At 50.3% G+C, this 26,217-nt stretch carries 22 protein-coding genes; all 22 read right to left on the bottom strand.

What is annotated here, in order from left to right; translation table 11 throughout:
• Window positions 1-71 precede the first annotated feature (71 nt).
• The 22 genes from dut to pyrH all read right to left on the bottom strand — a co-directional run bounded on the left by dut (window position 72) and on the right by pyrH (window position 26,166).
• A complete protein-coding gene (gene dut / locus KJS63_RS08845) occupies window positions 72-524 on the bottom strand; it encodes a dUTP diphosphatase (RefSeq protein ID WP_213618776.1) in 453 nt (150 codons plus the stop codon).
• A complete protein-coding gene (locus tag KJS63_RS08840; RefSeq protein WP_213618775.1) occupies window positions 496-1,764 on the bottom strand; it encodes a M16 family metallopeptidase in 1,269 nt (422 codons plus the stop codon). Before KJS63_RS08840 ends, dut begins: the two co-directional genes overlap by 29 nt.
• Before the next feature lie 92 nt (window positions 1,765-1,856).
• Window positions 1,857-2,867, bottom strand: coding sequence for a polysaccharide deacetylase family protein (locus tag KJS63_RS08835; RefSeq protein ID WP_213618774.1), 1,011 nt, complete (start codon window positions 2,865-2,867; stop codon window positions 1,857-1,859).
• A gap of 171 nt (window positions 2,868-3,038) precedes the next feature.
• Window positions 3,039-5,135, bottom strand: a complete 2,097-nt coding sequence (pnp, locus tag KJS63_RS08830; protein ID WP_213618773.1) for a polyribonucleotide nucleotidyltransferase — start codon at window positions 5,133-5,135, stop codon at window positions 3,039-3,041.
• 246 nt (window positions 5,136-5,381) lie between these two features.
• Entirely contained in the window at window positions 5,382-5,651 is a 270-nt protein-coding gene (gene rpsO / locus KJS63_RS08825; protein ID WP_068619245.1) for a 30S ribosomal protein S15, read from the bottom strand.
• A gap of 386 nt (window positions 5,652-6,037) precedes the next feature.
• Window positions 6,038-6,994, bottom strand: a complete 957-nt coding sequence (locus tag KJS63_RS08820; protein ID WP_213618772.1) for a bifunctional riboflavin kinase/FAD synthetase — start codon at window positions 6,992-6,994, stop codon at window positions 6,038-6,040.
• 99 nt (window positions 6,995-7,093) lie between these two features.
• Window positions 7,094-8,014: a tRNA pseudouridine(55) synthase TruB gene (gene truB, locus KJS63_RS08815; RefSeq protein WP_213618771.1), complete on the bottom strand. Its 921-nt coding sequence runs from the start codon at window positions 8,012-8,014 to the stop codon at window positions 7,094-7,096.
• On the bottom strand, window positions 8,011-8,988 hold the full coding sequence (locus KJS63_RS08810) for a DHH family phosphoesterase (protein ID WP_213618770.1): 978 nt from the start codon (window positions 8,986-8,988) through the stop codon (window positions 8,011-8,013). Before KJS63_RS08810 ends, truB begins: the two co-directional genes overlap by 4 nt.
• A gap of 13 nt (window positions 8,989-9,001) precedes the next feature.
• Window positions 9,002-9,352, bottom strand: coding sequence for a 30S ribosome-binding factor RbfA (gene rbfA / locus KJS63_RS08805; RefSeq protein ID WP_068619251.1), 351 nt, complete (start codon window positions 9,350-9,352; stop codon window positions 9,002-9,004).
• 13 nt (window positions 9,353-9,365) lie between these two features.
• Window positions 9,366-11,930, bottom strand: coding sequence for a translation initiation factor IF-2 (infB, locus tag KJS63_RS08800; protein ID WP_213618769.1), 2,565 nt, complete (start codon window positions 11,928-11,930; stop codon window positions 9,366-9,368).
• Window positions 11,923-12,246, bottom strand: coding sequence for a L7Ae/L30e/S12e/Gadd45 family ribosomal protein (locus KJS63_RS08795; RefSeq protein ID WP_068619256.1), 324 nt, complete (start codon window positions 12,244-12,246; stop codon window positions 11,923-11,925). The genes infB and KJS63_RS08795 overlap by 8 nt, the downstream gene beginning before the upstream one ends.
• Complete coding sequence (gene rnpM, locus KJS63_RS08790; RefSeq protein WP_213618768.1) at window positions 12,239-12,553, bottom strand: RNase P modulator RnpM; 315 nt, start codon at window positions 12,551-12,553, stop codon at window positions 12,239-12,241. Before rnpM ends, KJS63_RS08795 begins: the two co-directional genes overlap by 8 nt.
• Before the next feature lie 21 nt (window positions 12,554-12,574).
• Window positions 12,575-13,672 (bottom strand): transcription termination factor NusA, encoded by a 1,098-nt coding sequence (gene nusA, locus KJS63_RS08785; protein WP_213618767.1) that lies wholly within the window; start codon window positions 13,670-13,672, stop codon window positions 12,575-12,577.
• Between the two features lie 44 nt (window positions 13,673-13,716).
• Window positions 13,717-14,178, bottom strand: a complete 462-nt coding sequence (gene rimP / locus KJS63_RS08780) for a ribosome maturation factor RimP (RefSeq protein ID WP_068619264.1) — start codon at window positions 14,176-14,178, stop codon at window positions 13,717-13,719.
• Window positions 14,179-14,412: 234 nt separating this feature from the next.
• Window positions 14,413-18,729, bottom strand: a complete 4,317-nt coding sequence (locus KJS63_RS08775; protein ID WP_213618766.1) for a PolC-type DNA polymerase III — start codon at window positions 18,727-18,729, stop codon at window positions 14,413-14,415.
• 426 nt (window positions 18,730-19,155) lie between these two features.
• Window positions 19,156-20,607, bottom strand: a complete 1,452-nt coding sequence (gene proS, locus KJS63_RS08770; protein WP_213618765.1) for a proline--tRNA ligase — start codon at window positions 20,605-20,607, stop codon at window positions 19,156-19,158.
• A gap of 41 nt (window positions 20,608-20,648) precedes the next feature.
• A complete protein-coding gene (gene rseP / locus KJS63_RS08765) occupies window positions 20,649-21,920 on the bottom strand; it encodes an RIP metalloprotease RseP (protein ID WP_213618764.1) in 1,272 nt (423 codons plus the stop codon).
• Window positions 21,921-22,044: 124 nt separating this feature from the next.
• Window positions 22,045-23,184 (bottom strand): 1-deoxy-D-xylulose-5-phosphate reductoisomerase, encoded by a 1,140-nt coding sequence (locus KJS63_RS08760; protein WP_213618763.1) that lies wholly within the window; start codon window positions 23,182-23,184, stop codon window positions 22,045-22,047.
• Window positions 23,185-23,222: 38 nt separating this feature from the next.
• On the bottom strand, window positions 23,223-24,026 hold the full coding sequence (locus tag KJS63_RS08755) for a phosphatidate cytidylyltransferase (protein ID WP_213618762.1): 804 nt from the start codon (window positions 24,024-24,026) through the stop codon (window positions 23,223-23,225).
• Between the two features lie 20 nt (window positions 24,027-24,046).
• A complete protein-coding gene (locus KJS63_RS08750) occupies window positions 24,047-24,814 on the bottom strand; it encodes an undecaprenyl pyrophosphate synthase (RefSeq protein WP_213618761.1) in 768 nt (255 codons plus the stop codon).
• 69 nt (window positions 24,815-24,883) lie between these two features.
• Window positions 24,884-25,438, bottom strand: a complete 555-nt coding sequence (gene frr, locus KJS63_RS08745) for a ribosome recycling factor (RefSeq protein WP_068619278.1) — start codon at window positions 25,436-25,438, stop codon at window positions 24,884-24,886.
• The gene (gene pyrH, locus KJS63_RS08740) at window positions 25,438-26,166 is read right to left on the bottom strand and encodes a UMP kinase (protein WP_068619280.1); all 729 of its coding nucleotides are present in this window, start codon (window positions 26,164-26,166) and stop codon (window positions 25,438-25,440) included. Before pyrH ends, frr begins: the two co-directional genes overlap by 1 nt.
• Window positions 26,167-26,217: the final 51 nt, after the last annotated feature.

The following is a 26,217-nucleotide window of genomic DNA, read 5'->3' as shown; positions in this document are numbered from 1 at the left end:
AGCCCGAAAGCAAAAAAAGCCTGCAGCCAGGTTATTACCGTGGCATGCAAGCTCTTAACATCCATAAACTTCTATTTCCCTGTATGTCCGAAACCACCCGCACCGCGGATGGTATCATCCAGCTGATGCACCTGCTCCAGCTCCACCTCGGGAACCGTCTGGAAGACCATCTGGGCGATGCGCTCATTCCGGTTGATAGCAAAAGCATCCTCTCCAAGATTAATCAGCAGGACTTTAATTTCTCCTCTGTAGTCGGCGTCAATAGTCCCAGGAGTATTCAAGCACGTAATCCCGTGCTTAAAGGCCAGTCCGCTGCGGGGACGGATCTGTGCCTCCAATCCACCGGGCATCGCGATAGCGATTCCTGTCGGGATCAGCTTACGCTCACCAGGCGCCAGAACCACGGGTTCTTGTACTGCGGCATGCAGATCAAAACCCGAAGCAAGCTCAGACATTTTCATCGGAAGCTCCACGTCCTCATTGCCTGGAAGACGGTTAATTTGTACCAGATACGACAAGTTCATCTCTCCTCAATCCATGTATTACCTTGTCCGATCCTCCCACCATAGCCAGGGAGTACGGATGTTCAAACATTTTGTCAATCACATAGCGAATGTCACTCATCTGCACAGCTTCAATCCGCTCAATCATCTGATCCAGTGTGTAGTGCTTGCCGAGCATCAGTTCGTTCTTACCCAGCCGGTTCATCCGGCTGCCGATGCTCTCCAGGCTAAGGATCAGACTGCCCTTTAGCTGCTCTTTGCCTTTCTTCAGCTCGCTCTCACTAAGCCCCTTAACGGCCGTCTCATGCAGAATTTCCTTAGTCAGCTCAAGCACATCCTTGGTCTGCTTCGGCGCCGTTCCTGCATAAACCGTGAACAATCCGCTGTCCGCATGGGAGCTGTGATAAGAATATACCGAATAAGCCAAGCCGCGCTTCTCGCGGATTTCCTGGAAAAGGCGAGAGCTCATTCCGCCGCCGAGGGCGTTGTTCAGCAGAACCATCGCATACTGCCGGTCATCATCGATCGGAAGTCCCTGGAAGGACAGACAGATATGATTCTGTTCAGTCTTCTTCTTGTGGTAGCGAAGTCCGCCTAGAAAATCAGGAGCTTCCAAGACCGAGGGGCTGCCTTCTTCTGAGAACGCGCCAAAATGGTGTTCAAGCAATTCGGTAATCAACTGATCGTCGAAATTGCCCGCTACACTGATGACCGTATTCGAAATGGTGTATTTCTCTTTCATATAGTCTCTGAGATCACGGGGCCCCATTCCAGACAATCTTTCCTCTGTTCCGAGAATCGGATAAGCCAGCGGATGACTCCCGTAGGCTGCCTCGGTCACCAGATCGTGCACCATATCATCCGGAGTATCCTCATACATAGAGATTTCCTCCAAAATGACATTCTTCTCCTTGGCCAGCTCCCCCTCATCAAATAATGAACGGAAGAACATGTCCGAGAGTACATCTACAGCGATGGGCAGATGCTCATCAAGTACCTTGGCATAATAGCAGGTGTACTCCTTGGATGTAAATGCGTTGACATTCCCGCCAATTGCATCGAACTGCTCTGCTATATCCTTGGCACTAAAGCGTTCTGTGCCTTTAAACAGCATGTGCTCAATAAAGTGGGAAATCCCGTTAATCCCCGCCGTCTCATTGCGCGATCCTGTCTTCACCCATATGCCAAACGAGACGGAGCGGCAAGTGGGGATTTTCTCCAAAACCACCCGAAGGCCGTTTTTCAGCTGTAATCTTCTCACGATAGGCCCTCCTAAACATCCATACCACCGTTAGGCGGTTATAATCAAGTTCTATAAATGCACCATTATCCTATCAAAAAAAGGCAAAATGCTCAACTCTGCGGCTTGCCAAGCCGGGCCGGGGACAGAGTCTCCTCCACGGTGCCAAGCTGCAGCCCCTTCTGACGAACCACGTCAATCATGCCTTGAAGAGCATTCATGGAAGACTTGGTCGGATGCATAAGAATGAGAGAACCTGCCTCTACCTTCTTGCCAATCTTGGTGACCACACTGGACGGAAGCGGGTTCATCCAGTCAACCGTGTCAACCGTCCAGAGCACCGTTCTCAGACCTTGAGCGGCAGCAAGCTGAACCGTGTTCTGATTGAAATCTCCTGAAGGCGGAGCAAACCACTTATTGTCTACCCCCAGCGATTCTTTGAGCAGGTCTTTGGTTTTGGTGATTTCCAGGGTAGCTCTGCTCTCATTTAACTGGCTCATATTTGGATGGGAATAGGCATGGTTCTCAATCTGGTGCCCCCGTTTCTGAATTTCCTTTGCAAGCTCCACGTTCTTCTTCAGCCAGCTTCCATCCAGGAAGAAGGTGGCTTTCACTTTTGCCGCATCCAGTGTATTCAGCATCGGAACGATGAATTCGTTCCCCCAGGCCACATTGATCATAAAAGAGACCATCTTCTTGTTGGGATTTCCCCGGTATATCGGCAGAGGACCCAGATCATCAAGTGTGATCTTGGCCGGAATTTCTTTATATACAAATGGGATCTGATCTACGGCTAAGTTCCCTCCCGCGGATTCCTTCTTTAAACCGAGTGCCCGCTGGTAGGTCTTATCAATATCGACCTCAAGGCCATTATAACCGGGAATGGCTTTCCAGACCCGGTCGTTCACCGCATCAACAGGAGGGACTCTGCGTTTTTCAGCTTCCGCTTTAATCATAGAGAGCAGTGCCCCATCCTCCTGGCCGCTTCCAAACAGCTCGAAAGCATACTGTCCCTTGGCGGCAGGCCCGTATCGGTCCACAAAAGACTGGACTCCGCTTAGCTGACCCAGCACCAAAATAGAGCTTAGTGTTACGATGATCACCGTTGTTTTTTTCCGATCCATGATACAGGCTCATCCTTCCAAACCAGTTTGTCCTCATCATATGTGAATAGCCTTCAGATTATGCGCCTGTACACCTCACTTGGATGGAAAGACAAAAAAAGAGCCAGAACAATTTCACTCTGCCTCTTTTTTCATGCTAGCCCTTATCAAAGGGAGCTTTCTTTATTTATTTTACTTAGCTGCTTCGGCTGTAAGTACGGCTTTACGGGACAGGTTAACCCGGCCCTGCTGGTCAATCTCCGTTACCTTCACCGTAATGACATCGCCGATTGCCAGGACATCTTCCACTTTAGCCACGCGCTCAGTAGATACTTGTGAAATATGCACCAGACCGTCTTTGCCAGGCAAAATTTCCACAAAGGCCCCGAATTTTTCAATCCGCTTGACCGTACCCGTGTAGATTTCACCTACGACAACTTCTTTAACAATGCCTTCGATAATCGAACGGGCTTTCTCATTCATTTCCTGGTTGGCAGATGCGATGAAGACACGTCCATCCTGCTCGATATCAATTTTTACGCCGGTTTCTTCAATAATTTTATTGATGATTTTACCGCCGGCCCCAATGACATCACGGATTTTGTCCGGGTTGATGTTCATGGTCAGAATCTTAGGCGCATATGGCGACAAAGTTTCCTTTGGCTTTTGGATGACTTCCATCATTTTGGAAAGGATGAACATCCGGCCTTCCTTTGCTTGTCCCAGCGCATTTTGAAGAATAGAGCGGTCGATACCGTCAATCTTGATATCCATTTGGATGGCGGTAACGCCTTCCTTGGTTCCAGCCACCTTAAAGTCCATATCGCCAAGATGATCTTCCATACCTTGAATATCGGTCAGGATGGAGACATGCTCCCCATCTTTGATCAGACCCATGGCTACACCGGCTACCGGCGCTTTGATTGGCACCCCAGCATCCATCATGGCCAGTGTGCTTGCGCAGATACTTGCCTGAGATGTGGAACCGTTGGATTCAAGAACCTCGGATACCAGACGGATCGTGTATGGGAACTCCGTTTCCGAAGGAATGACCTTCATCAAGGCACGCTCACCAAGCGCACCATGCCCAATCTCGCGGCGTCCAGGAGCACGAAGCGGACGCGCTTCACCTACGCTGAACGGAGGGAAATTGTAGTGGTGCATAAACCGTTTGGATTCTTCCAGATCGATCCCGTCGAGAATCTGCACATCTCCCAAGGCGCCAAGTGTACATACACTGAGAGCTTGAGTCTGGCCGCGTGTGAACAGACCGGAGCCGTGTGTGCGAGGCAGCAGGTTGATATCACATTCAATTGGACGAATTTCGTCCAACTTACGACCATCCGGACGCACTTTGTCATGTGTGATCAAACGGCGGACTTCTTCTTTCACGATATCATGCAGAACTTCTTTTACATCCTTTAAGAGCTCCAGTGATTCTATGTACTTTTGCTCAAAAAAGGCCACAGTCTCATCATTAATCGCATCAATTGCTTCTTGACGTGCGTGCTTCTCGGCCACTTTTACCGCTTCGACCAAGCGCTCGGCCGCATATTCACGAACTTCCCGGTTCACGTCTGCGTTGACAGCATGAAGCTTAACTTCCATTTTAGGCTTGCCAGCAATCTGAACCAGCTCTTCAATGGTCTGCACAATCTTCTTGATTTCATCATGTCCGAACATAATCGCTTCCAGCATGATTTCCTCAGGAACTTCATTTGCTTCAGCTTCAACCATCATAATGGCGTCCTTCGTTCCGGCTACCACAAGATAGATGTCACTGCTTTCCTGCTGGGCAATATCCGGATTAATGACAAACTCTCCATTAACACGTCCAACCGCAACACCGCCGATAGGTCCGTTGAATGGAACGTCAGAAATACTGAGTGCTGCGGAAGTTCCGATCATCGCCGCAATTTCCGGTTCGCAGTCCTGGTCCACACTCATTACATAGTTGACGATCTGTACATCATTGCGGAAGCCTTCCGGGAACAATGGACGGATCGGGCGGTCTGTAAGACGGCTGGCCAGAATGGCTTTCTCGCTTGGACGTCCTTCCCGTTTGATAAATCCGCCTGGAATTTTCCCTACCGCATACAGCTTTTCTTCATAATTCACCGTCAGCGGGAAGAAATCCAGGTCCTTCGGCTCTTTGGAAGCCGTAACGGTACACAGGACAACCGTATCCCCGTAACGAACGGTTACTGCAGCATTAGCCTGCTTAGCAAGCCGGCCTGTTTCGAGGGTCAGGGGTCTACCTCCGAGCTGCATTTTCACATGGTTTTCCATGAGATTCCTCCTTGTCTTCATCCTAAAAATATATGTTCGGGATATCTCTCATTATCTCCTGCTTGTCCCTGATTCATGATGATCATAGAGAACAAAAAGCTCCGTTCTGGAGCAGACTTACATTAGATGATGAGCTGCTCCTCACGAAAACGCTTTATCGTAAAAAGCAACCCGACTGCCACCATTCGCTTTGATTAAGCGCATCCGGCGGCAACCAGGCTGCTTTGGGTGTTAAACAAGATTAAATTAACGACGCAGGCCGAGTTTTTCGATCAGCGCACTGTAGCGTTGAACGTCTTTCTTCTTCAAATAAGCAAGAAGTTTACGACGTTGACCTACCATCTTCAGAAGACCACGACGTGAGTGGTGATCTTTCTTATGCGAACGGAAATGGTTCGTCAAATTGACGATGTTTTCCGTAAGGATAGCAATCTGCACCTCAGGTGATCCTGTATCGGATTCATGAGTTTTGTGCTCGTCGATCAATTGTTGCTTACGCTCTTGAGTCAATGCCATCCTGTTTCACCTCCTTCATTATAATCGCCATCAGCCTCGTTGCCGCCGGTGAGAACGAACAACCAAGCCAAGGTTATAGTCATCACACAGGCCATGCCTGCAAATAACGTTAATTAGTATATCATACCTCTGGAACAAAAGTAAACTTATAATCAATATAAAATGAACTTATGAAGGTTACCCTTTTGGGGCTCTGCGATGCCGAGTGTTCTTTAAGGCCGCTGTTGTCCCCCGAAATGCTGGAACTAGATATCCAAGTAGGGGCATTTCGGAGACAAAGGCGGACGCTCCGCTTCTTCAGAATCACTCGGCCTCTCCGCATAAGACCGGTTAAGTCTAAAGTTCATTTTATATACTGCCTCAGATCTTTATGCAAATACCGGAAGCTACCTTACAGTTCCAAGGCTTCCAAGCAGCCTGCGGGCTGTGTCTGCATCCTTGGTGATCTGGGCGATCAGTTCCTCGATCGAACCGAACTTGCGCTCTTCCCGGATGTAAGAAACAAGCTCAACCCTTAAGGTCCGGCCATATAAGTCACCACTGAAATCAAATAGATGAACCTCGAACCACGGCTTGCTGACTCCGCTGTGGAATGTGGGCTTCACACCAATGTTCATCACGCCGTGAAGTACTTTCCCCTCGTAGTCCACCGTTACAGCATAGACCCCTTTTCTGGGAAGGACATAATGCTCGGAAAGCTCGACATTGGCTGTAGGGAAGCCGATGGTGCGTCCTCTCTTCTCCCCATTGATGACCGTTCCGGACAGAGCATACCGGCGTCCCAGCCATTCATTGGCCAGAGCGATATCCCCTTCTTGAAGCAGCTTGCGGATGCCTGAACTGCTAACCTTCTCCCCGCCCATAACAAAAGGAGGGACCGTATAGACTTGGAAGCTCCCTTCCCCCAGACGCTTAAGGACATCAACATCCCCTTCTCCCTTATGGCCGAAGCGGAAGTCAAAGCCTGCAACCGCCGCATGAATCCGCAGCGGGAAGAGCATTTCGTTTACGAATTCCTGTGGGCTTACCTTCGAGAACTCGTGATTGAATTCAACGACGTAGAGATAATCAACCCCCATGGAACGAAGCAGATTTTCTTTCTCGCGGGTTGGTGTCAGGTACCCCTCATAATCCCCCTTCTTCATAACTTCTTTCGGATGAGGGTGAAAGGTCATCAGCGAAACAGGAATTCCCTGTGAGGCCCCTTCCTTAATCGCCATCTGAATCACGCTGGCATGTCCCAGGTGCACACCGTCAAACTGCCCGAGCGCTAACACCTGCGGACCTGAATATCGTTCAATAATATCCTGGGATAGTGGATAGGATATGTGTACTGTCTCCAAATTTCTCACCTGCATTTTCCGCTAAATTACTCTTACTTCGAACTACCAAGCGCCCTGGTGTTCATTCAGGTTCAAGCCGGACACTCGGCTCACCGCCTGTTACAGTCCTGGCAGAAAGACCTTTACCGCAGCAATGGCTCCTGATTCAGGCTCTTTGTGGAAAATCCCAAGAAAATTGCCATCAGGATCATACAAGCGTATCGGTTCGTTCCCCATTACCTGAGGCTTAACGGCTGTCCAGCTAAGCCTTTGGCCTTGAAGTGCAGCTTTGACCTTCTCAGCGGACACCTGATGGGAAGCCAGGTGAGAGACCGCCTGATCAACAGGAATCAAATATTGCTGCAGATTCCCTTCGCGGACACACAGTTCAACCTCTTCCAGTGTCAGGCACCGGGAAAGCGGAATTCCGGCAGACATCGTCCGTTTAAGCTCAGACATGCAGGCCGGAACCCCTAGTTCCCGGCCTATATCCACACACAGGGTACGGATATAGGTTCCCTTAGAGCAAAGAGCACGGAAAGAAATGGTTGGCCTGGAAAGATCAGGCTCAAATCCGGTCAACTCCAGTTCATAGATCTCCACCTCGCGGGACTTGCGCTCTACAGTTTTGCCTTCCCTCGCAAGCTCATACAGACGCTTGCCATCCACTTTTAATGCGGAGTACATAGGGGGGACCTGCGAGATCGTACCCGTAAATTTCCGAAGCGTTTCAAGTACCTGTTCTTTAGTGACCTGAACTTCTTCCGTCTCCTGAACTATAGCTCCGGTGAGGTCTTCGGTATCTGTGGCAATGCCGAGAACAAGGGCAGCTTCATATTCCTTAGGCATCTCCTGCATATATTCAACCACACGGGTTGCCCGGCCAAGACAGAGGGGAAGCACTCCCGTTACCTGGGGATCGAGCGTGCCTGTGTGGCCGATTCGCTTCATTTTCAATATGCCGCGCGCTTTGGCCACCACGTCATGTGAAGTAAACCCTGCCGGTTTATGGATGGGCAGTACGCCTTCATACTCGCTCATAGCTGCTCTTTCACCCGTTCTAACACCCGTGGAATAATATCCTCCAGAGTTCCTTCAATACGGGCTCCGGCTGCACGGACATGCCCGCCTCCTCCGAAGCTCTGAGCCACGGCGGCCACATCCACTTTGCCCGCAGAACGCAGGCTTACCTTCACCGCCTGATCGTTAATCACCTTAAAGAGCATGCCTACTTCCACACCCTGAATATTGCGCGGGTAGTTCACGATGCCTTCCAGGTCTTCGTTGGCTGCACCAGTCTCCAGCATATCTTCGGGAGTAATGCTTACCCAGCTTATCTTCCCGTCTTCACTCATCTGAAGCTTGTTCAAGGCCTTGGTCAGGATAAGAAGCTGAGGATAGGTAAGCTGCTCAAGGAGAAGCTCAGACAGACCTGGGCCATCCACCCCGTGCTGAAGCAGCTTGGAGGCTGCTGCCATGACCTTAGGTGTTGTGTTGGAATAGCGGAAGCCTCCGGTATCGGTAAGCAGACCCGTATACAACGCTGTGGCGATATCCTCTGTCATCTCAACTCCAATATACTCAACCAGGTCAAGCAAAATTTCAGCCGTCGCTGCCGCATGGGGATGAATAAGATTAACGGTCCCATAGGCATCGTTGGTCGGGTGATGATCAATATTGAGTATAAGTGCATCCTTGGCAAAATATTTCTGTGTATGCCCCACCCTCTGATAATCCGCACAATCCACACAAATCACATGTTTGTATGTAGTTTCAAGGGGAGTCACTGACAAGTCAAGGATCTGATCCGCATGCCAGAGATAAGACATTCTGCGCGGAATCGGCCCTTCATTGACCATCACGTAATTTTTACCCAGACATGAGAGAAGCCAGCCCACCGCAAGGGTGGAACTGACTGCATCTCCGTCCGGCTGTACATGCGATACTACCAAGAAATCATCATGCTCCATCAGGAATGCGTGGGCATCCTGGAGCTCCCGTTCATGGGTCTGCATGGCCGTCACCTTCTTATTTATCTTCGTGAGATATATCCCCTAGCAGCTTCTCAATGTGGCTGCCGTATGAAATCGATTCATCAATTTTAAAGATCAGTTCCGGGGTATGCCGGAGCATAATCCGTTTGCCGAGCTCGGACCGGAGGAAGCCTTTGGCCTTCTCCAGACCTTTCAGAGAGGAGCTCTTCTGCTCCTCATCCCCAAATACGCTCAAATATACTTTAGCCTGGGACAAATCGTTTGTCACATCCACGCCTGTTACGGTAATGAAACCAATCCGCGGATCTTTCATTTCCGTTTGAATGAGGACGCTGAGTTCCTTCTTAATCTGTTCGCCTACGCGGCCTGTACGGTTCTTAGCCATGCTGCCACCTCACTTACTTCGGTTCTACTGTCTCCATCACGAAGGCTTCAATAACGTCGCCTTCTTTGAGGTCATTATAACCCTCAATTGTGATCCCGCACTCATAACCTTGGGCCACTTCTTTGGCATCGTCTTTAAAACGCTTCAAGGAGTCGATCTTGCCTTCAAATACAACGATACCCTCACGAATCAGGCGCACTTCAGCCGAACGCGTGATTTTGCCGGAGGTTACCATACAGCCGGCAATCGTACCCACTTTGCTGATCTTGAACGTGTTTCTGACCTCAGCGTGGCCGATCACACTCTCTTTATAAACCGGATCCAGCATTCCCTTCATGGCCTGCTCGATCTCCTCGATTGCATTATAAATTACCCGGTGCAAGCGAATATCAACCTTCTCTTCATCAGCCACGGATTTAGCACGCGGCTCTGGACGGACGTTGAAGCCGATCACAATCGCATTGGAAGCGGCCGCGAGGATAATATCCGACTCGGTGATCGCACCTACACTGCTGTGAAGAATCTTAACCCGGACTCCTTCAACCTCAATCTTCTGAAGGGAGCCTTTAAGGGCTTCAACAGAGCCCTGCACGTCACCTTTGATAATAACGTTCAGGTCTTTGATTTCGCCTTCCTTGATATGCTTGAACAGATCATCAAGGGTTACGCGGGAGTTCGCTCCCATCTCGGATTGACGCTGGGTAATCGCACGTTTGTCTGCGATAGAACGGGCTTTACGCTCATCCTCAAACACCATCAGCGGATCACCGGCTAGCGGAACCTCCGTCAGACCTGTTATTTCAACCGGAGTTGATGGACCAGCCTCTTTCAGACGGCGTCCTTTGTCATTAACCATAGCGCGGACACGGCCAAAGTAGTTACCTGCCACGAAAGCATCGCCGACTTTCAGTGTACCGTGCTGGACAAGTACGCGGGCAACCGGGCCGCGGCCCTTGTCAAGCTCAGCCTCAATAACTGTGCCGCGTGCGCGTTTGTCCGGGTTCGCTTTGTACTCATTGACTTCGGCTACCAGAAGGATCATCTCAAGCAGTCCTTCCAGGCCGATTCTTTGCTTGGCGGATACGTTCACGAAGATCGTGTCACCGCCCCATTCCTCAGGCACGAGCTCATAGTTGGTCAGCTCTTGCTTGACGCGGTCTGGATCGGCTTCCGGCTTATCGATCTTGTTGACAGCCACGATGATTGGAACACCAGCCGCTTTGGCATGGCTGATCGCCTCAACCGTCTGTGGCATAACGCCGTCATCCGCAGCTACAACAATGATTGTGATATCCGTAACCTGGGCACCACGGGCACGCATCGTTGTAAACGCTTCGTGACCCGGTGTATCAAGGAAGGTGATTTTTTTGTTATTGATCTCGACCTGATAAGCACCAATATGCTGGGTAATCCCCCCGGCTTCGCCGCCAGTTACATTCGTGGAACGGATCGCATCAAGCAAGGTCGTTTTACCGTGGTCGACGTGACCCATGATGGTAACGACTGGTGGACGTTCTTTCAGATCCGCCTCATCATCCGTCTCCTCGACATTCTCAAAGCGGTCGTCTTCCACGTGGATCTTGATTTCGACTTCTACTCCATAATCCCCGGCCAGCAGCTGGATCGTATCCAGATCAAGTTCCTGGTTGATCGTAGCCATTACTCCAAGGGAAATCAGCTTCTTAATGACCTCGGAAGCGTCCTTATGAAGAAGCTTGGCGGTTTCCCCAACCGTCATCTCACCACGAACGATAATCTTCTTCGGAGTATTATCGATTTTCTCACGGCGTTCAGGCTGCTGAGGCCCTCTGCCACGGTTATTCTTCCCGCCGCGGTTATTCTTATAACCGCCTGGTTTGTTATCGTCAAACCGCTTTTGTCCAGGTCTGCCGTTATTGTTGTTTCTCTTCTGCCCCTGACCTTGACCCTGACCACGGTTCGAGGAGTAGTTATCACTGCCTGAAGATGCGGTTCTCGCCTGCGGCTGGGAACTGCGGTTCTGGTTCTGCTGAGGGCGCGGTGTGCTCGCAGCATGCTGTCCTCCGCCCTGTGGACGGCTTTGACCGCTGGCAGAAGTTTGATTGCGTCCACCGTTTCCTTGCTGGGGACGTCCTTGGTTCTGTTCTCTTCCGCCTGAAGACGGATTATTGCGGACTTGAGTCGCTTGTGCACTTCTATTCGATTGATTTTGGGATTTATTATTATTCATGCGTACCTGCTTTTCCTGTTGATTTTTGTTTGAATCTTCATTTCTCTGAACAGCTTGTTCGGAACGCTGTCCACCTTGTTCTCTAATCTGGGTGTTCGGCTTAGGGTCTCCTCCTGCGGAGACCGGGGCCGGCGATTTGGCCTGAGCAACCCTGGAATCGGAACCTTCCTTTTTGACCGCCGCATTCGTCTTGATATCCTTAAAGAATTTCTCCACCCGGGAAACCGCGTCATTCTCCATCACACTCATGTGATTATTGACCGGAATGTCCAAACGTTTAAGAATGGTAATAATTTCTTTGCTGCTCATATTTAGTGATTTAGCATATTCGTATACTCTGAGCTTATCCTTGTTATCTTGTTTACTCAATATACTCCACCTCCGACAAATTACTCACTGTTTTTCGAATCATCGCTGCGAAACCCTGATCCGTCAAAGCCAGCACAATCCTCTCCGGTTTGCCTATGCTTGTACCCAGCTGATCCCGTTTAAATCCGATGATTAAAGGAACTTTATATGTCCCGCATTTGTCGCGAAATTTCTTCTGTGTGTTCAGGGACGCATCCCCGGCAAGAATGACTAGTTTAGCTTCGGAAGAACGAATGGCCTTTAATACGATCTCGTCTCCGGTAACGAGTTTCCCTGCCCGCATGGCCAATCCGAGCTGGGAGAATACTTTACTCATCGTCACCGCCGTCCTGATTTGCCATTGCGGTGAATTCCTCTTCCACTGCAACGAAATCACGGGCGAGCTGTTCATAAATTTCAGGCTTGACCGGAGCCTTCAGCGCCCGGTCAAGCGCGCGGTTCTTATGCGCCAGCTTGAAGCAGGACACCTTGCCGCAGAGATAGGCACCGCGGCCTGATTTTTTGCCGGACAAATCAATCAGAACCTCGTCTTCAGGCGTTCTTACTACGCGGATCAACTGCTTCTTAGGCATCATCTGCTGGCAGGCGACGCATTTACGAAGCGGTACTTTTCTTGGCTTCATCTGTATGTCCCCGCCTTTGCGTTAATCTATGGAAACTGAATCTTGCGGCAGCTCTTCCGCTGCGGTTTTAGGTCTGCCAAATTCCTGCTCCGCCTGGCTCTCGCTCTTGATATCGATCTTCCAGCCGGTCAGTTTGGCCGCAAGACGCGCGTTCTGGCCTTTGATACCGATCGCCAGCGACAATTGATAATCAGGCACTATCACGCGGGCCATCTTCTCGCTTTCAAACACCTCAACCTCAAGCACTTTGGATGGGCTTAGCGCGTTAGCTACATACTCCTGCACATCCTCCGAATAACGGACAATATCAATTTTCTCCCCACGCAGCTCGTTCACAATCGTCTGAACGCGAAGCCCCTTCGGTCCAACACAGGAACCGACCGGATCCACCTCAGGATTACGGGAATATACGGCAATTTTGGAGCGGAAGCCAGCTTCACGGGCAACTGAACGAATTTCAACAACCCCGTCAAAAATTTCAGGAACTTCCAATTCAAATAACCGCTTCAGCAGCCCCGGATGTGTACGAGAGAGCAGAATTTGCGGCCCTTTTGTAGTGTTCTCCACTTTGGTGATAAAAGCTTTGATACGGTCGCCGTGCTTGAACTTCTCATTAGGCATCAGCTCGTTCAGCGGAAGGTGCGCTTCAACCTTGCCGAGGTCCACATAAATGTTGCGTGCATCCTGGCGCTGCACAATTCCAGTTACAATATCTTCTTCCTTATCTACAAAAGCGTTATAAATGAGGCCGCGTTCCGCCTCACGAATCCGCTGGGTTACCACCTGCTTCGCCGTTTGAGCCGCAATGCGCCCGAAGTCACGGGGAGTCACCTCAATCTCCGCAATGTCATCCAGCTGGAAATGCGGGTTGATCTCACGCGCGGCTTGGAGAGAAATCTCCGTCCGCAGGTCAAGCACCTCATCCACAATCAGCTTGCGGGCGAACACTTTGATTGCGCCGGTGTGACGGTTCATGTCCACACGAACATTCTGTGCTGTATTGAAGTTGCGTTTATAACTGGAGATCAGTGCAGCTTCAATGGCTTCAAACAAAATGTCTTTACTGATTCCTTTCTCTCTTTCCAATTCATTCATAGCTTCGATAAAATCCATACTCATTTGCCTCAAGCTCCCCCTTTCAATAATTCACCCATCTATTTGTTCTAGAAAATAATAGCCAGTCTCGCACTGGCAACCTTCGAATACGGAATGGCGGTCTGTTTCTTACCCGACTGCACAACCAGCTCCTCGTTCTCAAAAGAAAGAAGCTTGCCTTCAAATTCCTTCTGACCATCAATCGGCTCGTATGTAGTCACAAATACATCTTTGCCAACAGCTTTAGCCACGTCTTCAGGCTTCTTCAGTGGGCGTTCCGCTCCAGGAGAAGACACTTCCAGGAAATAAGCCGTCGGAATCGGGTCATTCGCATCAAGCTGCTCACTGAGATACTCACTGATGCGGCCGCAGTCATCAATATCGATGCCGCCTTCCTTATCGACGAATACACGCAGGAACCAGTTGCTGCCTTCCTTCACGTATTCAATGTCTACCAATTCAAAGCCGTTATCCTCCAGAAAAGGCTGTACCAATTGTTCAACATGCGCTTTGATTTTAGGTGTGCTCAAGCGTTCATACCTCCAAGAGAAACTTCATTCCTATATACCAAAGAGTAAAGAGTGGGTTTCCCCACTCTTTACACAACGGTTCTATCTTCATGATTACCAAAAAAATTATAACATAGTCGGATAACACTGACAAGTAAGATACCCTGACTGTACCCGCCCAAAGTCCTTGCGGCACATGAGCTTGTACGCATTTAGGCTCCAGTCTGAGCCGCGACCCTACACAGATATTTCTTCCTAAAAGAGGGAAAGCTGGTTGCTTTCAGGCAATCCGCGGAAACAGCCCATTTGGCTGAGCAGCTCAACTACCGTCTTACTCGCTTTGGATTTCTGTTGGAAGTCCTCAATAGACAGGAACTCCCCCTGCTCCTTGGCAGCAGCGATGTTGCGCGCCGCATTATCCCCAATCCCCGCCAGGGCGGAGAACGGCGGAATCAAGGAATCCCCATCCACGATAAACTTAAGCGCATCTGAACGGTATAAGTCGATATTCTTGAACCGGAAGCCACGTGCAGTCATCTCCAAAGCCATTTCCAGCATCGGGAGCATATTCTTCTCCTTCGGCAGCGCCTGGAACCCCTTCTGCTCGATCTCCTCGATTCTCCGGTAAATCGCCTCATACCCTTGACACATCAGCTCAAGTTCAAAGTCCGCGACACGGACTGAGAAATATGTGGCATAAAATTCAATAGGGTGATACAGCTTGAAGTAAGCCGTGCGTACAGCCGAAATAACATAGGCGGCCGCATGGGCTTTCGGGAACATGTACTGGATTTTGAGACAGGAATCAATGTACCACTGAGGCACCTTGCATTTCTTCATCTCATCAATCCACTCGGGCGGAAGCCCCTTCCCTTTACGCACGCTTTCCGTAATTTTGAAGGCCAGACTCGCGTCCATACCTGCTTTATAGATCAGATAGAGCATAATATCGTCACGACATCCAATAACGGTTTTGATGTTGCAGGTATTGTTCTTGATCAGCTCCTGGGCATTTCCGAGCCATACCCCGGTCCCGTGGGAGAGTCCAGAAATCTGAAGCAAATCGGCAAAGGACGAAGGCTGTGACTCCACCAGCATCTGACGTACGAATTTGGTTCCCATTTCCGGAACCCCGTAAGTGGCTACCGGCGTACGAATCTGCTGCGGGGTCACACCGAGCGCCTCCGTCGAGTTGAACATGCTCATCACCTTCGGATCATTCATCGGAATCGTGGTTGGGTCCACACCCGTCAAATCCTGCAGCATCCGCATCATTGTCGGATCATCGTGTCCCAGAATATCGAGCTTAAGCAGGTTCGCATCAAAGGCATGATAATCAAAATGAGTGGTCTTCCAATCCGAGGACGTATCGTCCGCCGGATACTGGACAGGCGTGATATCGTCGACTTCCATATAATCCGGTACAACAACAATACCACCGGGGTGCTGCCCCGTACTCCGCTTAACCCCGGTACAGCCCGATGCGAGCCGGTTGAGTTCAGCTCCCCGCCATTTCTTGCCATGTTCCTCCTCGTACTTCTTGGCAAATCCAAAAGCGGTCTTCTCCGCCACCGTACCGATGGTCCCCGCCCGGAACACACTTTTCTCCCCAAACAGCTCTTTGGTGTAATTGTGGGCATGAGGCTGATATTCACCCGAGAAGTTCAAATCGATATCGGGCACCTTATCCCCTTTAAAGCCCAGGAAAGTCTCAAACGGAATGTCCTGGCCCTCTCCCTTCAGCTTCTCCCCACATTTCGGACAAGGCTTATCGGGAAGGTCGAATCCACTCGGAATGCTTCCGTCCAGGAACCATTCACTGTATTTGCACTCCTTATTAAGACATAGATAATGTGCAGGCAGAGGATTAACCTCCGAAATACCCAGGAAAGTCGCCACTACCGAGGAGCCGACAGATCCCCGGGAACCGACTAGATAGCCGTCCTGATTCGATTTTTTGACCAGACGTTCGGAGATCAGATAGTTGGCGGAGAACCCGTATTTGATAATCGGCTCCAGCTCTTTCTCCAGCCGGGCCACTACAACTTCGGGCAGATCCTCCCCATATAAAGATTTTGCTGTGTCATAGCAAGTCTGACGGATTTCTTCATCCGCCCCTTCAATAATCGGAGTAAACAGCTTGGAAGGGAACAATTCAAGCTCTTCAAAGGAATCTGCAAGCTCCGATGTGTTCTTAACCACGACCTCGTAGGCTTTATCCTCGCCCAGGAATTCAAATTCCTTCAGCATCTCTTCCGTGGTCCGCAGGTGGGCATCTGGCTTGCGGATATCCTTCAGCGGACTAAAGCCGGTGATACCGTGAATCGTAATGTCCCTATACAGCTTGTCCCGAGGCTCAAGATAATGCACGTTGCCGGTAGCGATGACTGGTTTATTAAGCTTACGTCCAATCTCGCAAACCTTGCGGATGGCGGTTTCCAGCTCGGCTGTACTGCCGACCAGTCCCTTCTCTACCAAGTGCATATACATCGTGATCGGCTGAATTTCCAGCACGTCATAGAACTGGGCAACCTCCTCAGCCTCTTCCACCGACTTATTCAGCACGGCTTCAAAGAACTCGCCCTTCTCACAGCCGGAGATGATCAACAGGCCCTCTCTCATTTCCACCAGCTTGGATTTCGGAATGCAAGGAACCCGCTTGAAATACTCGGTATGGGACATGGAGACCAGCTTGAACAGGTTCTTCTTGCCTGTCATGTTCAGCGCGTAGATGCTGCAGTGGAACGGACGGACGTTGGACAAGTCCTTGCCGACATGATCATTCAAGCGGTCAAGCATCGTGATTCCCTGGATTTTGGCCGCATCCTCAAGCAGACCAACCAGGATCTCTGCAAGGGCTACGGTATCATCAATCGCCCGGTGATGATTCTCAAGCGAAACTTTATATTTAGCAGCCAACGTATTCAGCCTGTGATTTTTAAGTGTCGGATACAGCAGTCTGGCCAGCTCCAATGTATCGAGCACAGAATTTTGCATTGGCTCCATGCCGAGGTCTTTCAGCTTAGCATTCACAAAGCCCACGTCAAATCTGGCATTATGGGCTACGAGCACCCCATCGCCGGCGAACTCTATGAACTCCTTCAGTACCGGCTCCACATCAGGAGCGTCCTTCACCATTTCATCATTGATATTCGTCAGCTGCTGGATATTGTAAGGGATTCGCTCATGCGGATTCACAAACGTCGCATATCTGCCGATTTCCTTGCCTTCCACCATCTTTACCGCAGCAATCTCAATGATATTGTTCTGTGTTACGGATAGACCTGTGGTCTCGATGTCAAACACAATGTAAGTAGCTGTCTTAAGCTCAATCGGACGCGGCTCCAGCACAACGGCCACATTATCATTCACCACGTTTGCTTCCAGCCCGTAAATCATCTTGATGCCATTCTTCTTGGCCGCTTTGGCCGCGTCCGGATAACACTGAACGCCGCCATGGTCCGTGACCGCAATCGCTTTATGGCCCCATTTGGCAGCCATTTTCACATATTGGTCAATCGGTGTAACGGCATCCATCGTGCTCATCGTGGTGTGCAGATGGAACTCCACCCGCTTCTCCGCCGCATTGTCTTTGCGTCCAGGAGGCGCATTAACCTCGCTCAGATCTGAAGGGATCATGACCAGTTCGGGAACCTGCATGAACCGGTCATATTCAACCCGGCCGCGTGCCTTCACCCATTTGCCGTTCGCAAGCAGGCTCATAATCTTCAAGTCTTCCTTGGTCTTCGCAAACATCTTCATCTGAAGCGAGTCGCTGAAATCAGTAAGGTAGAAAGTGAACAACGTGCTTCCGTTCCGCAACTCTTTACTGTCCAGACCAAAGATTGTGCCTTGGATTGTGATCTTCTTCTCTTCATCCTGAATATCTTTAAGCGGTACCGGCTGTTCCTTGATCTCATAACCTACCTGCAGCTTGACCACTTCGCCGCTCTCGTCGACTTCCTCGGGTTCCGGCTCCATGCTGGTCATCATCTGCTGGATGACTTCCCGTTCCTCCTCGACAATCCGCTGCTGGAACTCTTCAAACGCCTCATTTGGACCTTCTGCAGTCTGAAGCTTCACTCTAAGCGGCAGGGCAAAATACGTTTCAAAGAACGTCACCACCGCACGGTCAATTCCCTTCTTCTTGGCCAGCTCGAGCGAGGTGGCATCAGTCATAGAGATGACAACCAGATCCTGCTCTACCTCGAAGGTGGCTCTGGACATCCAGCCATTGACCGACGGCACTTCACGCTGCACCCATTCGAGAAACAATTTCCAGTACTCGGAGACAATCTGATTGCTCGTGACTGACCCCGCGTACCGGAACTCAAACGATATCTTGGAAATATGCTGCATCTTCTCCTGCACTTGCAGGCAAAATGTACGGTATACCTGGCCAGGTACCAGGGTTTCCTTATGGATTACAATTTTCCAAGCCCGGTTGCTCCGGCTTACTTCAACCTGCTCAATTACACCATCCAGGAAATGGGCATCAATTAAAGCGCCCGGAATCTCCGTCTGCTTCATCAAGAGCTCAAACCGTGTTCTTTTGTCTCCCGCTTGGCTCATATTCCCCTCCCCTTCATACTGCCTTCTTATATTAATTTGAAAAATGATTGTACGGATGAAGGCATCTAGGTGAAACGTTCTTTAATGTCACTGTTGTGCACGGATTTCTTGATCTATATAAATGAACTTATGAAGGTTACTCTTTTAGAAGCGCTGCGATGCCGAGTGTTCTTACGACCCCTGTTGTCTCCGAAATGCTTGAACTAGATATCCAGAGGGGCATTTCAGAGACAAAAGCGGACGCTCCGCTTCTCAAGAACCATTTCACCCTTTTGCCTCTATAAAAAATGAATAAAAAGGGCTTCCAGACGGAGAGTTGCGGGCCTATGATGCCCTATCAACCTACTGCCGGAAGCCTCCTTTTTTGGCGTATATGTGATGCGATCTTTGCTCTTAGCGGTCTGCCCGCTTCACAGAGCAGCCAGCTTAGTAGGCTCTGGCGAATACTACGGTATGCTCGGCTTTCTCCCCGCACACCAGACAAGTATGCTTCTTCACCTGTGATTCAAATGGGATGTTCCGGCTTGTAGCTCCCGTCTCCTTCTTGACTGTATCCTCACAGGCCTCAGATCCGCACCAGCCAGCCAAAGTGAATCCGCGCTGCTCTTCAATGTTCGCCTTCATCTCATCGAGAGTGTCCACGGAATAGAAATGCTCTTCACGGAACGTCTTGGCCCGTTCATACATTTCACGGTGAACCTGATCCAGCATCGCCTCAACCTCTTGGACCAGATTCTCCTGCTGAATCACTTTCTTCTCTCCGCTGATCCGGGAGACGAGAACACATACGCCGTTCTCCATATCCCGTGGTCCTATCTCAAGACGCACGGGTACGCCGCGCATTTCATACTCGTTGAACTTCCAGCCTGGACGCACATCCGCACGGTCATCTATGCCGACGCGAATACCGGCCTTCTTCAGCTCGCTGAACAGCTCATCGGCTCTTCCCACCACTTGATCACGGGTTTTAGGAGGTCCAATCGGAATGATCATCACCTGCTTCGGAGCCACCTTCGGAGGAAGAGCAAGCCCCCGGTCATCCCCGTGCACCATAATCAGTGAACCGATCAGGCGTGTGCTTACGCCCCAAGAAGTGGTGTGCACATACTCTTGCACATTCTCACGATTCAAATATTTAATTTCAAAAGCCTTGGCAAAATTCGTTCCAAGGTAATGCGATGTGCCTGCTTGAACGGCACGTCCATCCTTCATCATCGCCTCAATCGAGAACGTATCGACCGCACCGGCGAATTTCTCGGAAGGAGTCTTCTGTCCCACGATTACAGGTATCGCGAGATAATTCTCCACAAAGTCGCGGTAAATTTCCAGGATCTTCATCGTTTCTTCACGGGCTTCCTGTTCGTTCTCATGTGCCGTATGGCCTTCCTGCCACAGGAATTCACTTGTGCGAAGGAAAGGCAGGGTCCGCTTCTCCCAGCGGACAACGTTCGCCCATTGGTTGATCAGGACCGGAAGATCACGGTATGACTGAATCCATCTTTCGTACATATGTCCGATCATGGTTTCGGAAGTCGGGCGAACCGCAAGGCGCTCCTCCAGCTTCTCGCCTGCCGCTTCAGTCACCCAAGGCAGCTCGGGGTTAAAGCCTTCCACATGCTCCTTCTCCTTCTGGAAGAAGCTTTCCGGGATGAACAATGGGAAGTAGGCATTGCGGTGTCCGGTCTCCTTGAAGCGCCGGTCAAGCTCATCCTGAATATGCTCCCAAATCTCATACCCGTCCGGCTTGAATACGATACAGCCACGGACCGGTGAATAATCCATCAGATCGGCTTTCTTAATTACGTCAATATACCAGCGGGAGAAATCCTCCTGCTGAGGTGTAATTTCAGTCACAAACTGCTTATCTTCATTCGCCATAAGAAACGTTGTCCTCCCGTTAATAACCCTAAATTATCTATCTATCCATTAATCAGACGTAAAATATCATTGTACGTCACCGCAATCATAAGCAGGAACAGCATTGCAAAGCCTATAAAATGCACCATGCCTTCCCGGTTGGGGTCCACCGGCTTGCCTCTTAGAGCTTCAACCCCCAAGAATACCAGACGGCTTCCATCAAGTGCAGGAATCGGCAAGAGATTGAAAATCCCCAAGTACAAGCTCAGGATCGCCGCCCAATACGTAAGCTGTTCAATGCCCTGCTTCGCGATCTGTCCTGTTAATTCAAAGGTGCGGACCGGACCGCCAAGATCGTTCATGGAAAATTTATTAATCAGCTGCTTGAACCCAAGGAAAATCATATCCGTTGTATTTACCATGTCCTTGCCTGCTGTTGTAAACGTCTCTCCAAACCCAGCACTCCGGGTCGGAAATACCGGGCTTACCCCTACCTTGCCGCCTTCCTGGCCAGCCATTGACCTTGGAGTGAGGGTAACCTCAAGCGGTTTCCCTTCCCGGATTACCGTCCAGTTCATGGGCTTATCCTTGGACTCCGAAATCAGCTTGATCATATTGTCACGGTCGGCACCCACCTTAACCCCGTTAATCGTGTCGATGATATCGCCTTTCTGCAGATGGGCTTCATCCGCAGGCATGCCTTTGGTCACCTCGCCGATCTCCAGATAGGACGGGTTCTCAATTTGAATCCCAGCCATTTGGGTGTGCAGCGCAAACAACACAAAAGCAAGAATAAAGTTCATCAAAGGGCCTGCAAAAATGGACAAGGCCCGCTGCCCCACCGTCTTGCTACCATACTGCCGGTCACGCGGGGCGATCTGCGTATCCTTATTTTTGGCCACGAGGACCGCTTTCGGGTGAACATTGTAAGATTGACTCTCTCCGTCCACATCCAGCACCACGTTTAGCTTATCTTCCAGATCGGCGGACTGAACCTCTCCGCGAATAACATTCTTACGGTTATCCAGCCGGTCCAGATAGATCTTGGTTACAGCTTTATCGACCAGCCGCAAAGCCACAGTCTGACCGGGCTGCACGGCAACCAGCTCTGGATCTTCTCCAGCCATCCGGGCATATCCACCGAAAGGCAGCAGCCGGAGGGTGAATTGAGTCTCGTCCTTTTTGTAAGAGAACAGCTTAGGACCGAAGCCTATAGCAAATTCCCTCACCAGAATTCCGGCGCGTTTTGCGAAATAGTAGTGTCCCCATTCATGAACGGTCACGATGAGAAAGAACATCAGCACCGTTAAAATTATAATTTGCAGCATTTCCAATCGAGCGCATCCTCCTTTGGTTAACAGGTCGCCGTGTATGATAGCCTCGTCTTCCTGTCTTGATTCATACTATTTCCGGATCAGAGTGTACACGCGCTCTACTACCAGCCCGCTGCGCAGCTGCTTACAAGCGGGCAGCCATATCCCGTGCCCAACTGTCCGCTTCACGAATCTCATCCAAATCCGGATTCATCACCGGAACATGCCGGGATACCGTCTCTTCCAGGATGGATTCAATCTTCAGGAACGGAATTTCCCTGCTCAAAAATCGTGCAACGGCGACTTCATTGGCCGCATTGAACACACAAGTTGCGGTACCACCTATTTTACCACATTCAAAGGCAAGTCTTAAACACGGAAAGCGGACGAAGTCCATCTCATGGAAATGCAAGCTGCCAACCTCGGCAAGTGACAATCTTCGTGAAGGAGAAGTCCAGCGGTCTGGATAAGTCAGTGCGTATTGAATGGGTACCCGCATATCCGGATTGCCCAGCTGTGCAATGATACTGCTGTCTTGAAACTCCACGTAGGAGTGAATAATACTTTCCGGATGAAGCAAAACGCCGATCTGCTCGTAAGGCACGTCAAACAGCCAATGAGCTTCAATGACTTCCAGCCCCTTATTCACCATGGTGGCGGAATCAATAGTGATCTTGGCTCCCATCGACCAATTCGGGTGCTTAAGCGCATCCTCTACCGTCACGTCGGCCAGCTGTTCACGAGTTAAGTCGCGAAACGAGCCGCCGGAAGCCGTCAATGTAATTTGAGCAACATCGGATCTATTCTCCCCATTTAGGCACTGGAAAACAGCCGAGTGCTCGCTATCGATCGGAAGCAGTGGAACTCCTTTCTCCTTGGCCAGCGAGGTCACGATATGACCAGCAGTAACAAGCGTCTCCTTGTTGGCAAGACCAATCGTCTTGCCTTCAGCTATCGCTGCCAGCGTTGCTGGAAGACCTGCACTGCCCATTACAGCAGTAATTACCGTATCGGCATCCGTCCCGGCCGCCACTTCAACAAGCCCTTCGGGGCCATAACACAGCTGTACCCCAGCAGGCAGGAAAGGTTTAATTTCATCTGCTAGCGCTTTGCTTCCCACAGAAGCTATTTTAGGCTTGAACTGCTTCACCTGCTCCAGAAACAGCTTTAGGTTGGAGCCTGCAGCAAGCCCTTCAATCTGAAAATGCTCAGGACGGGCTGAAACCACATCCAGTGTTTGTGTTCCTATCGAACCGGTTGAACCGATGACCGCCAGTTTTTTCATCACTTACCCTCTCATCTCTTGTCATTCATCTCTGTTCCTTAGTAAAAAGGAAGAAGCATCAATATATGTACAAAAGGAAATACGGTGATCCAGCTGTCGCACCGGTCTAATATACCGCCATGTCCCGGCAGCAGTGTGCCGGAATCCTTGATACCATACACTCTTTTGTAAGCAGACTGAACTAAATCGCCCATCTGGCCGATCACTGCGCAAGAAGCTCCAAGCAGTACGGCTAGTCCGATAGAAAGAAGCCCGCCTGAGAAGAGGGCGAACAGAACCGCAACAACGATGGCAATCAGCACACCGCCCAATGCGCCTTCCACGGTTTTGTTCGGGCTAATGGCCGGCCATAATTTATTGCGTCCCCATCTCCGGCCTGTGAAATACGCTCCCGCGTCGCTCGCCCAGATTGAGAACAAGAGCAAAAAGGTCCAGAACAGGCCGTGTCCGTCCGGTGTATTCCGTGACTCCGCGATGTAAGAAAATCCGATGCCAATGTACACCGCGCCTAAGAATAGCAGTGCAGCCTGGTTAATATTAATTTGATTCTTCGACACCACCGTGACAAACAGAAATAACAGCATGAGCGGCCATATCAGCTGAAGCGTATCAGGAACGAAAGGGCTGCCCAGCAGCTTCCACGGGAAGACAAGTAAAATGACACCGATGAAGCCTAAAAGACCCGCCCCGCTCCAAGGTGATGTCTTGGTCATGCGGACAAATTCATAATATCCAATGACCGACATAATTAGAACCAAACCATGAAACCATAATCCACCTGCCAAACAAGGTCCTAAGAAAAGAACTGCTGCGACTAAACCGGTAATGATGCGCTGCTTCACTGATGTCCACCTCCGTCCGCTTAAGATAGTCCCCCATACCGGCGTGTTCGTCTCTGATATTCCGCAACCGCTTGATAGAAGTGATCGCGCCCGAACTCCGGCCAATAGATATCTGTGAACCACAGCTCACTATAAGCCAGCTGCCATAACATGAAGTTGCTAAGCCTGAGTTCACCGCCCGTACGAATCAGAAGATCCGGGTCAGGGATTCCTGATGTCTGCAGATGGGAATCAATCCATTCTTCCGTGAACGCCTCGGGTGACAGCCTTCCGGCAGCGATATCCTCCGCGGCTTCCCTCAAGGCCTCCTTGAGCTCACGGCGGCTTCCATAGTTAAGCGCGAAATTAAGCACCAGCCCCGTATTGTTCCGGGTACGGCTGATCGCTTCCTCCATCGCGGCAATCGTATGAGTAGGAAGATCCTCCGGATGCCCCATCATATGGATACGCACGTTCTTCTCAATCAGCTCTTCGAGCTCAATCGCCAGGAACTCCTCAGGCAGACGCATCAGGAAGTCCACTTCGTCCTTGGGACGTTTCCAATTCTCTGTTGAGAAGGCATACATCGTCAAATATTTAACACCGATCTCGTCCGCAGCGATCGCCGCACGCTTAACGGCCTTCATTCCGGTCTGGTGCCCGACAATCCGCGGCAGACCGCGGCGGTTAGCCCAACGCCCATTGCCATCCATAATGATGGCAACATGACTTGGAACATTGTCCTTGGACAAGCTCGGAAGAGTTTTCTCTTGTTTTTTATTCCACAAGGATTGAAATACTTTGATCATTCCTTTTCCTCCAAGCGGTGATGAAAAAGAGACAAACCCCACCATAAAAGGAGGGGCCGCTCACGTCTCTTAAACTTCCATAATCTCTTTTTCTTTCGCAGCGAGCACTTTGTCGACTTCCGCGATAAATTTATCTGTCGTTTTTTGGATATCATCCTGGTGGCGGCGGGATTCATCTTCAGAGATGTCCGTCTTCTCCATCTTTTTGATATCGTCGTTGGCGTCTCTGCGGATATTGCGGATTGCAACCTTCGCTTCTTCGCCATATTTCTTGGTTGTCTTCACGAGCTCTACACGGCGCTCCTCTGTCAGAGGAGGAATCGACAAACGGATGGTTGACCCGTCATTGGCAGGCGTTAATCCCAAATCCGACTTCTGAATCGCACGTTCGATATCCGCCAGGGAGGATTTGTCCCAAGGCTGAATCAGCAGTGTGCGGGAATCCGGTGTATTAATATTCGCTAATTGATTAAGCGGGGTAGACGCACCGTAGTAGTCCACGTGAATCCGGTCCAGCAGGGACGGAGTCGCACGGCCTGCACGAAGCGTAAGCAGATCTCTTTTCAAAGATTGAATGGCTTTTTCCATGCGTTCTTCGGCATTTTTCTTAACCGATTGTGGCATTAGTCTACACTCCCTTTAACGATTGTGCCGATTCTCTCACCAAGAACGACACGTTTAATGTTTCCTTGCTCCGTTATCGCGAATACGATAAGTGGAATGTTGTTGTCCATGCACAGCGAAGAAGCGGTGGAATCCATAACTCCCAGATTCTTGCTGAGCACTTCCATATAAGTCAGCTGCTCGAATTTCTCGGCAGTCGGATCTACAAATGGATCAGCAGAGTAGACACCGTCTACTTTGTTCTTAGCCATAAGAATCACTTCAGCTTCAATCTCTGCTGCACGAAGAGCCGCGGTCGTATCGGTGGAGAAGAACGGGTTACCCGTACCTGCCGCAAAGATGACGACACGTCCCTTTTCAAGATGGCGGATTGCCCGCCGGCGAATATAAGGTTCAGCAATCTGCTGCATTGCGATAGACGTCTGAACTCTGGTTGGCACATCAATCTGTTCGAGTGCGTCCTGCAGGGCAAGCGAGTTCATCAGAGTAGCCAGCATCCCCATGTAGTCCGCAGTGGCACGGTCAATTCCTTTAGCACTGCCTGCAATCCCCCGCCAGATGTTTCCGCCTCCACACACAATCGCAACTTCCACGCCAAGCTCAACAACTTCCTTAACCTGCTCTGCGATGGAGGTAATGGTTTCGGCATCTATACCGTAGCCGTTCTGTCCGGCTAAAGACTCTCCGCTGACCTTTAAGACAACACGTTTAAATACAGGCTGTTCCAATTGCAAACCCTCCACTTTAAATCACCGATTTCTAAAGGCCATTTGGTTAAA

It is taken from the genome of Paenibacillus sp. J22TS3, assembly GCF_018403205.1.
GTDB classification, from domain to species: Bacteria; Bacillota; Bacilli; order Paenibacillales; family Paenibacillaceae; genus Fontibacillus; species Fontibacillus tuaregi.
The sequence above is the reverse complement of the archived record's forward strand: the minus strand, read 5'-3'. Positions and strand labels throughout refer to the sequence as shown.